Source organism: Actinokineospora spheciospongiae (assembly GCF_000564855.1).
Lineage (GTDB): Bacteria > Actinomycetota > Actinomycetes > Mycobacteriales > Pseudonocardiaceae > Actinokineospora > Actinokineospora spheciospongiae.
In genome coordinates this window covers 1-12,654 of the sequence record NZ_AYXG01000135.1, presented here as the reverse complement: position 1 = coordinate 12,654, position 12,654 = coordinate 1, and the positions used below count along the sequence as shown (strand labels likewise).

The 12,654-nt window shown below is 74.0% G+C and carries 15 protein-coding genes; 4 read left to right on the top strand and 11 right to left on the bottom strand.

Annotation, left to right across the window (positions count from 1 at the left end):
- Positions 1–182: 182 nt before the first annotated feature.
- Entirely contained in the window at positions 183–656 is a 474-nt protein-coding gene (locus UO65_RS18100; protein WP_035284090.1) for a MarR family winged helix-turn-helix transcriptional regulator, read from the bottom strand.
- A gap of 56 nt (positions 657–712) precedes the next feature.
- Here UO65_RS18100 and UO65_RS18095 point away from each other — a divergent pair, with 56 nt between their 5' ends.
- Entirely contained in the window at positions 713–1,870 is a 1,158-nt protein-coding gene (locus tag UO65_RS18095; RefSeq protein WP_052021314.1) for a PP2C family protein-serine/threonine phosphatase, read from the top strand.
- A gap of 48 nt (positions 1,871–1,918) precedes the next feature.
- Here the strand turns inward: UO65_RS18095 and UO65_RS18090 are convergent, their stop codons facing one another.
- The 5 genes from UO65_RS18090 to UO65_RS37455 form a co-directional block, all read right to left on the bottom strand.
- Complete coding sequence (locus UO65_RS18090) at positions 1,919–2,248, bottom strand: STAS domain-containing protein (protein ID WP_035284088.1); 330 nt, start codon at positions 2,246–2,248, stop codon at positions 1,919–1,921.
- Complete coding sequence (locus tag UO65_RS18085) at positions 2,245–3,303, bottom strand: cobalamin B12-binding domain-containing protein (protein WP_035284086.1); 1,059 nt, start codon at positions 3,301–3,303, stop codon at positions 2,245–2,247. The genes UO65_RS18090 and UO65_RS18085 overlap by 4 nt, the downstream gene beginning before the upstream one ends.
- Positions 3,304–3,307: 4 nt before the next feature.
- Complete coding sequence (locus tag UO65_RS18080) at positions 3,308–4,648, bottom strand: PP2C family protein-serine/threonine phosphatase (protein ID WP_084175797.1); 1,341 nt, start codon at positions 4,646–4,648, stop codon at positions 3,308–3,310.
- A gap of 43 nt (positions 4,649–4,691) precedes the next feature.
- Positions 4,692–5,321, bottom strand: a complete 630-nt coding sequence (locus UO65_RS18075) for an ATP-binding protein (protein ID WP_233427720.1) — start codon at positions 5,319–5,321, stop codon at positions 4,692–4,694.
- Positions 5,322–5,387: 66 nt separating this feature from the next.
- Positions 5,388–5,699, bottom strand: a complete 312-nt coding sequence (locus tag UO65_RS37455) for an STAS domain-containing protein (RefSeq protein WP_035284084.1) — start codon at positions 5,697–5,699, stop codon at positions 5,388–5,390.
- A gap of 187 nt (positions 5,700–5,886) precedes the next feature.
- Here UO65_RS37455 and UO65_RS18065 point away from each other — a divergent pair, with 187 nt between their 5' ends.
- A complete protein-coding gene (locus UO65_RS18065) occupies positions 5,887–6,183 on the top strand; it encodes a WhiB family transcriptional regulator (protein ID WP_035284082.1) in 297 nt (98 codons plus the stop codon).
- A gap of 54 nt (positions 6,184–6,237) precedes the next feature.
- Here UO65_RS18065 and UO65_RS18060 read toward each other — a convergent pair whose 3' ends face one another.
- The 5 genes from UO65_RS18060 to UO65_RS18040 all read right to left on the bottom strand — a co-directional run bounded on the left by UO65_RS18060 (position 6,238) and on the right by UO65_RS18040 (position 10,730).
- Positions 6,238–7,020, bottom strand: coding sequence for a SigB/SigF/SigG family RNA polymerase sigma factor (locus UO65_RS18060; protein ID WP_052021313.1), 783 nt, complete (start codon positions 7,018–7,020; stop codon positions 6,238–6,240).
- Complete coding sequence (locus tag UO65_RS18055) at positions 7,017–7,448, bottom strand: ATP-binding protein (protein WP_052021312.1); 432 nt, start codon at positions 7,446–7,448, stop codon at positions 7,017–7,019. The genes UO65_RS18060 and UO65_RS18055 overlap by 4 nt, the downstream gene beginning before the upstream one ends.
- A gap of 185 nt (positions 7,449–7,633) precedes the next feature.
- On the bottom strand, positions 7,634–8,572 hold the full coding sequence (locus UO65_RS18050) for a hypothetical protein (RefSeq protein WP_035284080.1): 939 nt from the start codon (positions 8,570–8,572) through the stop codon (positions 7,634–7,636).
- Between the two features lie 139 nt (positions 8,573–8,711).
- Positions 8,712–9,986 (bottom strand): DNA polymerase IV, encoded by a 1,275-nt coding sequence (locus tag UO65_RS18045; RefSeq protein WP_035284078.1) that lies wholly within the window; start codon positions 9,984–9,986, stop codon positions 8,712–8,714.
- Between the two features lie 30 nt (positions 9,987–10,016).
- Positions 10,017–10,730 (bottom strand): class I SAM-dependent methyltransferase, encoded by a 714-nt coding sequence (locus UO65_RS18040; protein WP_035284075.1) that lies wholly within the window; start codon positions 10,728–10,730, stop codon positions 10,017–10,019.
- Between the two features lie 34 nt (positions 10,731–10,764).
- Here UO65_RS18040 and UO65_RS18035 point away from each other — a divergent pair, with 34 nt between their 5' ends.
- The gene (locus tag UO65_RS18035) at positions 10,765–11,646 is read left to right on the top strand and encodes a ParA family protein (RefSeq protein WP_052021311.1); all 882 of its coding nucleotides are present in this window, start codon (positions 10,765–10,767) and stop codon (positions 11,644–11,646) included.
- A gap of 21 nt (positions 11,647–11,667) precedes the next feature.
- Positions 11,668–12,510 (top strand): DNA-formamidopyrimidine glycosylase family protein, encoded by an 843-nt coding sequence (locus UO65_RS18030; protein WP_052021310.1) that lies wholly within the window; start codon positions 11,668–11,670, stop codon positions 12,508–12,510.
- Positions 12,511–12,654: the final 144 nt, after the last annotated feature.

Here is a 12,654-nt window from a genome sequence, read left to right as displayed (position 1 = left end):
GATCGCCATAGGGGCCCCGGCCAAACACATCCACCCAGCCGGGCACCACCCACCGAAAACCCGGGCTCTAAAACCAGAGCACATCCACCCAGCCGAGCACCACCCACCAAACGACCGGGCTCGAAACCAGAGCGCATCCACCCAGCCGGGCACCACCCACAAAAAGAACGGGGCTTGAAAGCTCAGGCGGTGTCCTCGTGCAACGCCACCTGCTCAGCAGCGATGCTGAACTCGTGCAGACCACGCAGCAGCGCGGCCCGTCCCTGCGGGCTCATCCGCTCCAGCACCTCGGCGAGCCCGGCCCGCCGAGCCGCCCGCAACCGCTCCAGCAACCGCACCCCGTCACCGGTCAGCACCAACTCCACCTCACGGCGGTCGGTCGTGGCGGAGCGCCGGTCCAGCAGACCAGCGGCCTGCAACCGGTCGCACAGCCTGCTGGCCGAGGACGCGATGGTGCCCAGTTCCTCGGTGAGCCGGGTCAGGTTGATCGGTTCGTGGTCGCCGATGAACTGCAACGCGCGCAGTTGCACCGCGGGCACCTTGGGGTACACCCCGGCGGTGGCCTTGGCCAGCACCAGCCCGAGGGCGGCGGCGGCGGCCTCGGCCTCGTCCGCCGCGCCCGCACCCGGCGGCTGGGAACCCGACGACGCAGCCATACTGCAACTCTCGCACACCGGCGGCCCCGTCGGCCCCACGCCCACCGGAGGACCCCGTGACGACCGCTGCCGAGAGCCTGCGCGTGTTCGAGACCACGCTGAGATCGCTGCCCCTGCACTCGTTCGCCGAGCGGCTGCCGGAGCTGCTGACCGAGCACGCCGCCCTGCTCGGCGCCACGGTCCGGCTGGTCGACTACCCGGCGGCGAACCTGGTGCCGCTGGTGGGTGCCGCCGAGGCGGTCCCGATCACCGGCACGCTGCCCGGTGCGGCGTTCCGCGAGCAGCAGGCCGTGGTGCAGAACGACTGGACGGTGCACCTGCCGCTGCTGTGCCGGGGCAACTGCCACGGCGTGCTCAGCGGCACCGTGCTGTCCGAGCCGGACGACGCGCGGCTGGTGGAGCTGCGCGAGGTGGCCGACGCCCTGGCGGACGCGTTGCAGGTGGCCGACCTGGGCACCGACCAGCTCGCCAGGGTGCGCCGCGACCGGCGGATGACGGTGGCCGCGGAGATGCAGTGGGAGCTGCTGCCCGGCCGCGGCCTGGCCTGCCCGGAGTTCACCCTGGCGGGCCAGTTGGAGCCCGCCTACGGGGTGCGCGGCGACAACTTCGACTGGAGCGTGGACCCCGGGAAGCTCACGCTCACCCTCACCAACGGGATGGGCGAGGGCCTGGACGCGGCGCTGCTGACCACCATCGCCATCACCGCCATGCGCAACGCCCGCCGCTCCGGCCACGGCATCGCCGAGGCGGCCGCCCTGGCCGACCAGGCGGTGTGGGGCCAGTACGCGGGCACCCACTTCGTCGCGGCGCTGCTGCTGTCCCTGGACCTGGAGACCGGTGCCCTGGGCATCGTCGACTGCGGCTCCCCCCAGGTCTGGCGCGTCCGCGACGACGAGTGCACCCGCATCCTCCTGGAGACCCAGGTCCCCCTCGGCTCCCTGGAGGAAACCCACTACCGGGTGCAGAACGAAACCCTCCGCCCCGGCGACCGCCTCCTCGTGGTCAGCGACGGGGTCTTCGACTCCCAGAGCGGCGACCGCCGCTACGCCGACGTGGCGCTCCCCAGGACGGTGCGCACCACCCGGGCCCTGCCGCCCGGCCAAGCCGTCCGGGCAGTCCTCTCCGACCTGGCGGTCTTCCGCGACCACGAGGACCTGGACGACGACGCCGTGGTGGTCTGCCTCGACTGGCACGGCCCCGCCACCCGGACCTGAGTTCCCGCGCTCGCCGTCGCACCGGCGGGCCCGGGCGCGCAACCCCGGCTAGCTGTTCGCCTGGGCCCCCGCGATCGGCAGCACGGCGGCCAACCCGGTCACGGCGAGGATTCGGTTCAGGAACGGCGGAACCCTGGCCAGCAGCAGACTCGCCCGCTCGTGGTTCAACGTCGACTTGTGCACCGCGATGAACGCGCTCAACCCGCTGGAGTCGACGAACGTCAGCCCGGACAGGTCCACCAGCAGGTCGGTGTCGTCAGCCACCAGGTCCATCAGGACCTGCTTGAACTCGACCGACGTGTGCATGTCGAGTTCGCCCTCGACGGTGACCACGACCCGCCCGGGGTCGGTGCTGACGGTGTGGTTGAAGTCGTTCATGTCGGCAGGTGTCCTGACGTGGTGAGGCCGCGGTCCCAGTGGCGCTCGACGAGGTCGAGCGCGAGCGGGAACTCGGGCAGGGCGGCGGTCAGCAGGTCACCCAGCTCGGTGACCAGGGCCGGGTCGGCACCCCGGGCGGCGAGCAGGGCCTCGGCCCAGTCCGCGGTCCACGACAGCGCCCGGGTGTCGCCGGTGAGCAGGACGGCGGAGATGGCGTGCAGTGCCTGGTCGACCACGGAGCCGACCACGCCGTCGACGCCGTCGAGCGGTGGGGTGCCCACCACCCGGGCGGTGGGCGACCAGCGGACCCGCAGGTCCGCGGCGAGCCGGTCGTGGGCCAGTGCGAGGGCGGCCTGCTCGGCGGCGACCGCCTGCGGCAGCGGCGGCGCGGTCGGCACCACCGCGGGCAGTCCGGCCACGGCGGTCACGGCGGCGCGGGCGTCGGGGGCCCAGGCGGTGGCACCGAGGGCCAGGGCGCGGACCGGGTCCGGGCCGAAGGCGGCGCCGCCGACGAGCACCGGGATGCCCGCGGCGGTGCCCGCCTCGATGAAGTGGCGGGTGGCGGGCAGCGAGCCGAGCACCGAGCAGCTCACCGCGACGGCGTCCGGGCCCAGGTCGTGCAGGTACTGGCTGAGCCGCCGGGCCGGGGTGGCGGCCCCGAGCAGGGTGGTCCGCCAGCCCGCGGTGCGCAACGCGCAGGCGATGATCGTGGCGGGCAGGGCGTGCCACTCGCGTTCGGCGCAGGCCACCACGACCTGGCCGCGGGTGGCGGGGACCCGCTCGGCGCGCCGGGCGACCGCGCGGGTGGCGACGACCGCGACCGCGGTCGCGGCGTGCTCCTGGGCGACCGTCCACTCGGCCCGCTGCCAGCGTTCACCGATCCGGCGCAGGCCCGCGGCGATCACGTCGACCAGCACCCCCAGCGGGTCGGCGCCCGCGTCGAGGAGGCCGTCGACCACCTCGACCGCGGCGTCGGCGTCGACCCGGCCGAGGGCGTCGTCGAACCGCGCCGCCGGGTCCGGGGCGCCGGGTGTGTCGGGGAAACCGCCTGGCAAGTCCCTACCTCCCGCAGAACACCGCGAACAGGGCCATGTCGTCGTGCGGACGACCGGCGAGATACTCCACCACGTCCTGCTCGACCGCCTCGCACACGGCCTCGGGGCCCGCGCCCGCGTAGACCGGGAGCAGCCGGGTGAGCCGGTCCATGCCGTAGAACCCGCGGGCGCCGCGGGCCTCGTAGATGCCGTCGGTGAACATCAGCAGCGTGTCCCCGGCGGCCAGGGTGTCCTTGACCTCGGTGTAGGTGGCCGTGGGCCGCACGCCCGCGACGATCCCGCGCGCCGCCAGCTCCTCGACGGTGCCGTCGGCGCGCAGCACGATCGGCGGCGGGTGCCCGGCGACCGCCACGGTCACCTCCGCCCCGCCGTCGGCGCCTGGCCGCACCCTGGTGCACACCGCGGTGACGAAGCGGGCGTCGCCGTCGTCGTACAGGGCGCTGTTGAGCGCACCGAGGACGACGGCGGGTGAGCGGTCGAAGTGCACGGCGGTGCGGATGCTCTGCCGGGCGCGGCCGTTGAGCACGGCGGCCTCGACGCCCTTGCCGCAGACGTCGCCCAGGGCGAGCAGCCAGTCGTCACCGTGGCCGTGCACGTCGTAGAAGTCGCCGCTGATGTCGCTGTGGTCGGCCGCGGCGCGGAACCCGGCGGCGATGCGCATCCCGGGGATGCGCGGCAGCGACGGCGGGCGCAGCCCGGCCTGCAACACCGAGGCGACCCGGCTGCGGTCCTCGTAGAGGCGGGCGGAGTCCAGCGCGGTGGCGGCGCGACCCGCGATCCGCTCGGCGAGGGCGATGTCCTCGGCCGGGAAGCCGCGGTCGCCGCCGCGCAGCAGGACCAGCACGCCGATGGTGCTGCCGCGCGCGGTCAGCGGCACCCCGAGCACGTCGGCGGGTCGCAGGTCCACGGCCTGGGCGCGCAGCGCGTCGTGCGGGATGAGGCTGTCGAGGCCGTCGGTGGTGGGCGAGTCGGGGGCGACGTGCAGCAGTTCGCCCTGCCCGGAGCGCAGCACGCGGCCCACCCCGAGGTCCTCGGCGGGGTTGCGCGCGACGGAGTCGGTGGAGGTCGGGTCGGTGCCGCCGTGCAGGGAGAGCCTGCCGAGCCGGTGGTCGGCGAGGACGACCAGGACCCAGTCGGCGAAGCGCGGGCGGAGCAGGTCCACCAGCCGCAGCACCGTGCGGCGCAGGTTCAGCGATCCGGCGAGGGCGGTGGTCACCTCGTCGGCCAACTCGGCGTGCTGCCCGGACCAGCCGGGGCCGTGGTCACCGCCCCGGGTCCGCGCGCCGGGCCCGTCGAGCGGTGGGGCCGGGATGCCCGCCGCCGGACCAGTGGTCCCGGGGATCATCGCGCCACGCTTCCCTCTCCGAAGCCAGGAGATGGGGACCAGCCTACTGGTTGTCGAGCGGCACGGGGGTCGCCGACCGCCGGTCGGCGGCGACGGTGGCCACTTCGACGAGCGGGGCGGTCACGGCGAAGTCGGCCCACACCCACTTGCCCGCGTCCGTGCCCACGGCCCCGGCGATCCCCTCGTAACCCCACGCGGTGCTGAGCGCCTCGACGATCACCAGGCCCCGGCTGCGCTCGGAGAGCAGGGTGGGTGCCTGGCGCACCGGCAGCCCGGCGGAGTGGTCGCCGACCCGCAGCCGGACCACGGCCGCGGCGAGGACGACCTCGACGTCGACCTCGCCGCAGCCGTGCTCGATGGCGTTGGTCACCAGTTCGGACGCGGCGAGGACGATGTCGCCCGCTTCACCGCGCGGCACGGCCCACGAGCCCAGCGCCGCGGACACGAAGTCGCGGGACTCGCCGACCGAGGACTCGACCGCCGGGAGGCGGGTGACCAGTCGCCGCACCCTCCCGCTGTCGGGTGCCATCCCGTTCACCGCACCTGCCACCGCCCTCCGTCCGTCGAACGCGGGAACCCGCCACCGCAGGCCCACACCGGACGGGGTGGTGTGACCGCGGGCGGCCCCCCGCTTGTGCACCACCGGCACGCGCCGCACTGCCTGCTCGCTCACGACCGGGGGTGTACCCCGTTCACGGCCCGGTGAACCACCGGGCCGGACCGGCTGGTCGGGGGCGGGTCAGGCGGTGCCCGCGAGGCCGAAGACCTCGGAGAGCCCGGTGATCTCGATGATGCGGCGGACCCGGTCGTGCGGGGCGGACAGCGTCAGCGTCCGCCCGCCCTCCTCGGCGGTGCGCAGCGCAGCGACCAGCACCCGCAGGCCCGCCGAGTCCATGAACTCCACGCCCGCCAGGTCCACCTGCACGCCGGTGGCGCCGGGGGTGGCGAGCGCGTCGGACAGCTCGGCCTCCAGCTGCGGTGCGGTCGCCAGGTCGACCTCGCCGGTCACCGACACGACGACCGGGTCGGTGCCCTCGCTCTTGATGTCCACGTTGTTCCTTCCCTCGGCGGGTGGGGACACGCCCACACCCGGGTGACAGTAGTGCCGCACCCCGGCGCGCACCGGGCGCGGGCGGGCGGATCTTGCCCCAGGAGGAACCGTTTCGCCCGGCGAACTCCTGGGTAAGTCGTGGTCGCACCCCCGCGGCGCGGAGCGGGACCTTGAGGAGGGAACCACCATGGCCGAGATCACCCGACTGCCCAAGCCGGTCTCCGACGAGTGGGCCTGGCAGCTCGCAGGCTCCTGCCGGGGCACCGACAGCATGGTGTTCTTCCACCCGGACGCCGAGCGCGGACCGGCCAGGCACGCCCGCGAGGAGCGCGCCAAGGAGATCTGCCGGGCCTGCCCCGTGCTGGCGCAGTGCCGCGAGCACGCGCTGGCCGTGCAGGAGCCGTACGGCATCTGGGGTGCGATGGGCGAGGGCGAGCGGCGCACGCTGATCGCCCAGCGCAGGCGCGAGGTCCGCGTCTCGTAGCCGGGTGGCCGGGGGGCCGCGGCCCCCTCCCGTCCGCTTCTGGGCATGGGAGCGTCAGCCTGCCAGGGTGTCCTCGCCGAGGGCGGCGCGCAGCCGCTCCAGCGTCTTGGCCAGCAGCCGGGACACCTGCATCTGCGACACACCCACCCGGCGGGCGATGTCGGCCTGGCTAAGCCCGCGGAAGAAGCGCAGCACGATGATGCGCTGCTCCCGCTCGGGCAGCTCGGCCAGCAGCGGCCCGAGGGCACGGCGGTTGTCCACCTCCGCCAGCCGCTCGTCCTCGTAGCCGAACCGGTCGCCGCTGGGTTCCGACAGCCGCGCGTCCAACGAGGTCCCCTGCTTGCCCGCGCTCGCCACGAGGGCCTCGTAGACCTGCTCCTTGGTGAGGCCGAGGTGTTCGGCCAGCTCGCTGGGCTTCGGTGCGCGCCCGAGCCGCTGGCTCAACTCGTTGCGCCCGGCCGCGACGGTGACGTGCAACTCCTTGAGCTGGCGCGGGACCCGCACCGCCCAGCCGGTGTCGCGGAAGTGCCTGCGCAGCTCACCCATGATCGTGGGGATGGCGAAGGCGTAGAAGTTGCCCCGTTCCGCCTCGAACCGGTCGACCGCCTTGATCAGGCCGATGGTGGCCACCTGCACGAGGTCTTCGAGCTGGTCACCGCGCCGGTCGAACTTGCGGGCGAGGTTGCGGGCCAGGTCGACGTGGTCGGCGACCAGTTCACCGCGCAGCGCGGCGCGGGCCGGGTCGGCCGGGTCCAGTTCGGCCAGTCTGCGGAACCGCGCGATGTCGGCGGCGTCGCGCGCCTCCTTGTCGCGCGCGGCGTCCTCGCGGGTGCTCACGGCGAATCGATTCCGGCGGGCCCCGACGTCAGCTCGATCGTGACGCGGTGGCCGCCGCCCGCGGGCTCGACCCGTTCGGTCACCCCCTGGGCCAGGGTCGTCAGGATCTGCCACCCCATCGCGTCGGCCGACGGCGGGGTCGGCCCCGTGGCGTCGACGCCGACGCGGACGGTGATCACCTGCTCCCCCGGCTCGAACCCGCACGCCAACGCCGAACCGGGCACCGCCGCGCGCACCAGCAGCGAGCAGGCTTCGTCCACGGCCATCCGCAGGTCCTCGATGGCGTCGAGGTCGAAGTCCAACCGCATGGCGATGTCGGCGGCGAAGGACCGCAGCAGCGGCACCTGTTCGGCGTCGGCGAAGACCTTCACCTCGACGGCCCGCACCCCGTGGGCGCGGACGACCGGGCTGGTTCCGACCTCAGACACACGTACCTCCTGCCGTCCCAAGCTGTCCCGGGACCGTACCCCCTGCGCGACCTCCGCAGAACGGTGGTGGAGCGGGGTGGGATTCGCGCCGTCACCGGCGCCATCACCACCCCGCCCCACGGCAACGGGCTCACGGGGGCAGGACCCGTGAGCTGGTACCCCGACTTGATCAGAGTTAAACCGGTCTAGCGGAAAGAATTTCGCGAGTAGGTCCGGGAGAAGTCCCCGAGGCCGCCGAAGTAGGTCCCGACCAGCAGCGCGGGGTCGGTGGCGACGGAACCCCGGGGCACCGACCCGTCGTTGCCGTCGTCCCAACCCCACGAGGTGTTCGCGGCGTTGTCCTTGCCGTTGTCACCCCGGAACGTGCCCGGGGCCGCGTAGGTCTCGGTGTTCGCGCGCCGCGCCCAGAGCCCACCGGCGTCCAGCATGTTCACCAACTGGTAACCCACCGAACTGTCGGTGCCCGACGACGGGACCTCGGCGGTGCCGCTCGGGTAGTAGACGACGCCGTCGCCGTCGGGGGCGTGCTGGGCGTTCTTGGCGTAGAGCCCGTGCCCCTTGGCCTCCTGGAAGGTCGTGGGGTGCGCCACACCGCCGTAGGTCTGCATGACGACCTGCCCGTCGACGCTCTCCCCACCACTGGTGAAGGGACTGCCCGCGGGCGTGTAGGAGTAGAAGTCGCTGTGCGCGACGGTGACCATGCCTTCGAAGGCGCCGTAGGTCGACCCGTCCTTGCGCACGGTCAGCAGCAGCCCCTCCATGTCGTTCTCGTGCGTGAACTGCTCGAACGGGTCGGGGAAGTCCTCCCAGTCGCGCGGGTGGTAGAGCGCGTAGGTCAGGAACCAGTGCGTCCCCGTCTCGACGACGCTGTAGTAGACGGCGCCCTTGAGCCGGTTGACGTCGGCGGACTGGTTCTCCCAGTTGTTGACCGCGTTCCAGTCCCCGTCGTAGTCCACGCGGGAGAGGTAGTCGGCGTCGTAGTCGCTGGAATCGGTGTCCTGGTAGTGGATCGGCGCCCACCGGGTCGCCAGCGCGAGGTCGGACGGCGCGGCGGCGGCGGGGGTGGGGAGCAGGGTGACACTCGCCGCGGCCAAGGCGCAGGCGAGCACGGTCAGGCGGGACATGCGGCAGGGACCTCCCGTGTGTGGGGTGTGATCATGTGACTACCGCACGTGTGTGAAGCGGGGGTGGCCCGCACGCCAAATCGTGATCGTCGGCCGGGGAAGCCTCGGCCACCGGGCCGCGCCGGTTCCACCGGTCGGGTCAGCGGTCCGGGCCGGGTTTCGTGGTGCCCGCCCGGTCCGGCCCCTTGCCCAGCAGCGCCGCCGGGCGGATGGCGAGGTCGCCGAACTTGGAGCGGGCCTTGTCCGCGGCCTGGTCGGCCTCGCGCCAGCCCTGTTCCGGTGCGTCGAGCGCCAGTTGCTCCGACTCCCCCGCTCCCAGTTGCTCCACGCGGACACCGATCAGCCGCACCGCGCCGGGCGGGGTCTGCTCGTCGAGGAGTTGGGCCGCCGTGCGGTAGATCTCCTGGGTGACGTCGGTGGCGACCGGGAGGGTGCGGGAGCGGGAGATGGTGGTGAAGTCGGCGTAGCGGACCTTGATCGCCACCGTGCGCCCGCGCAGGCCCCGGGAGCGCAGGGTGGTGGCCGTGCGCTCGGCGAGGCGCAGCAGTTCGCGGCGGAGCAGGGCGCGGTCGTGGTGGTCGGTGTCGAAGGTCTCCTCGGCGCCCACCGACTTCTCCGCGCTGCGCGGGACCACCGGGCGGTCGTCGTGGCCCTGGGCCAGGGCGTGCAGGTGTTCGGCCATGGCGACCCCGATCATCCGCCGGAGCCGGGGCAGGGGGGCCGCGGCGACGTCGGCGACCGTTTCCAGGCCGACGTCGAACAGGCGCTCCGCGGTCTTCTTGCCCACGCCCCACAGCGCGGAGACGGGGAGGGGGTGCAGGAAGGCGGTGACCTCGGTCTTCGGGACGACCAGCATGCCGTCCGGCTTGGCCAGGCCGGAGGCGAGCTTGGCGACGAACTTGGTGGGCCCGACACCGACCGAGCAGACGATGCCGTGCTCGGCGTGGACCCGGCGGCGGATCTCGGCGCCGACGCCCGCCGGGGTGGTGCGCAGCCTGCGCAGGGAACCCGACACGTCCAGGAAGGCCTCGTCCAGGCTCAGCGGCTCGACCAGGGGGGTGATCTCGCGGAAGATGGCGAGGACGCCCGCGGAGACCTGCTGGTACAGGGCGAACGTGGGGGGCAGGAACACCGCCCTGGGGCACAGCCTGCGGGCCTGCACCGTGGGCATGGCCGAGCGGACGCCGTGTCGGCGGGCGATGTAGTTGGCCGAGGACACCACCCCGCGCACCCCGACGCCGCCGACGACCACCGGGCGGTCGCGCAGTTCCGGGCGCTCGCGGATCTCGACCGAGGCGTAGAAGGCGTCCATGTCGACGTGCAGCATCGGGCAGCCGGTGTCCTCCGGCCACCCGCCCGGTCCGGCCCGGTACCTCTCGACCAGCCCCCTGGGCAGGTCAGCGCTGCGCCCCACGCCCCTGAGCAAACCACAGGGGTCCGACGATCAGCGGCGGGCCAGGGCGTGCAGCCGGGTGGCGATGTCGCGCAGCGGGGGGACGCGGGCGGCGGCGGCCTCCAGTTCGGCCAGGGCGTCCGGGTTGGCCTCCAGCACCGACCCGCCGACCAGGTCCGACACCACGCCCTGGCCCTGCAGCACCTCGACCACCAGGTCCGCGTCGGTGAGCAGGGCGGTGAGGCCGTCGGTGTCGAAGCGGCGCAGCAGGGTCTCCCCCGGCGCGCGCAGGGTGCCCGCGGGGTCGTCGAGCAGCCTGCGGGCGTCGACGAGCCTGCCCGCGACCGCGCGGTGCAGGACGGCGGCGAACCGGTTGGCCACCACGACCGACAGGGCGCCGCCGGGGGCGACCGCGCCCGCGAGGGCGGCGAGGGTCGTCCCGGGGTCGTCGACGACCTCCAGCAGGCCGTGCGCGAGGACCAGGTCGACGCCGCCGGGGGTGGCGACGTCGGCGAGGGCGTCGCTGTCGGACTGCACGGCGGTGATCCGGTCGGCCACGCCCGCCTCGACGGCGCGGCGGTGCAGGGTGGCCAGCGCGTTCGGGCTGGGTTCCACCACGGTCACCGCGCACCCGTCGGCGGCGAGGGACACCGCCAGGACCCCGCTGCCCGCGCCCACGTCGAGCACGTGCGGTGCCGCCCCCCGGCGGTCGCGGGCGGCGGTCAGCTCGGCGTCGAGCACTCGGCGAACAGCATCCGGTCGCATGGACAGGGACTCTAGAGACTCTAAGGTCTAGGACGTGCAAACGGTCGCAGTGCTCAGCCTCAAGGGTGGCGTCGGGAAGACCACGGTGGTGCTCGGCCTGGCCTCGGCCGCGCTGCGCCGGGGCGCCCGCACGCTGGTCGTCGACCTGGACCCGCAGTGCAACGCGACCGCCACCCTGGACCCGGCGGACACCGAGGCCACCCTGGCCGACGTGCTGGAGACCCCCCGCCCCTCGGTGCTGCGCGCCGCGATCGCCCCGAGCGGGTGGAGCGACGAGGTCGACGTGATGGTCGGCTCCGAGGAACTGGAATCGCTCAACGACCCGGACCCGGGGCAGCGCAGGCTGGAAAAGCTGGGCCGGGCGCTGGCCGAACTGGGCTCGCTGCTGGCCGAGGACGAGCTGCCGTACCAGATGGTGCTGATGGACTGCCCGCCGTCGCTGGGCCGGTTGACCCGGTCGGCGCTGGTGGCCGCGCAGGGCGCGCTGCTGGTGACCGAGCCCACGCTGTACGCGGTGTCCGGGGCGCAGCGGGCGTTCGAGGCGGTCGAGCACACCCGGCGCGAGCAGAACCCGAACCTGGTGCCGCTGGGCGTGGTGGTCAACAAGGTGCGCACGCACTCCTACGAGCACCAGTTCCGCATCGCCGAGCTGCGGGAGAGCTTCGGCTCGCTGGTCATGCCGGTGGCGCTGCCCGACCGGCTGGCGGTGCAGCAGGCGCAGGGCGCGTGCATGCCGATCCACCAGTGGCACACCCCCGGGGCGCGGGAGGTGTCGCTGGCGTTCAACCTGCTGCTGGCCCGGGTCCTGCGGACCGGTGGCCGCGGCCGCCACCAGGCCATCGCCTGGCCGGACGACGACGACACCGACTCCACCGACCCCGACCCCACCGACCCCGCGCAGCGGGCGGCCGACTGAGCGCGGTGGCACCCTGGGGGGATGCCCGAGGGAGACACGGTCTACCGCACCGCCGCGCGCCTGCGCACCGCCCTGCTCGACCGGGTCCTGACCAAGGGCGAGCTGCGCCACCCCCGCCTGTCCACGGTGGACCTGGCGGGCCGGGTCGTGGTGGGCACGCGCACGGTCGGCAAGCACCTGTTCCTCCGGTTCGACCGGGACCTGAGCCTGCGCAGCCACCTGGGCATGGACGGCGCCTGGGACGTCTACGCGCCGCGGGGGCGCTGGCGCAGGCCCGCCCACCAGGTCCGCGCCCACCTGGTCAACGCCGAGCACCAGGTCGTCGGGTTCAACCTGCACGAGATGGCACTGGTGCCCACGGCGGAGGAGGACCGGCTCGTCGCGCACCTCGGGCCGGACCTGCTCGACCCGGCGTGGGGTCCCGAACTGGCCGCCGAGGCGCAGTCGCGGCTGACCGCGGACCCGGCTCGGGAACTGGGGTTGGCCCTGCTGGACCAGCGGGTGATGGCCGGGGTCGGGAACGTGTACAAGGCGGAGATCTGCCACATCCTGCGGGTCTCGCCGTGGTCGCCGGTGTCCGCGGTGTCGGCCGAGGAGACGGTGGAGCTGGCCCGGGACCTGCTGGAGCGCAACAAGATGCGGGTCGACCGGTGCACCACGGGCGACACGCGGCGGGGGCGGGAGCTGTGGGTCTACGGGAGGCGGCGGACGCCGTGCCTGCGCTGCGGCGGGGCGGTGGTGGCCGGGGTGCAGGGGGCTGACGTGCGGGAACGGGTGGCCTACTTCTGCCCGGTGTGCCAGCCGGGGCCTCGTGGAGCTGCTGCTCCGGGCACTCGGGCGCGTGCCGCGGTCAGGTACCTCTGAGGCTGTGTTTCGGGGTTCCGTTGTGCGGCTTGGGGTTTGGTGAGGATGCACGGGTGGGTGGATGCGCTCGGCCGTGCCTGTGTCCTGCAAAGCGCCGGGGGTTTGTGGGTGTGCCCGGGTGGGTGGATGTGTTTGGCCGGGGCC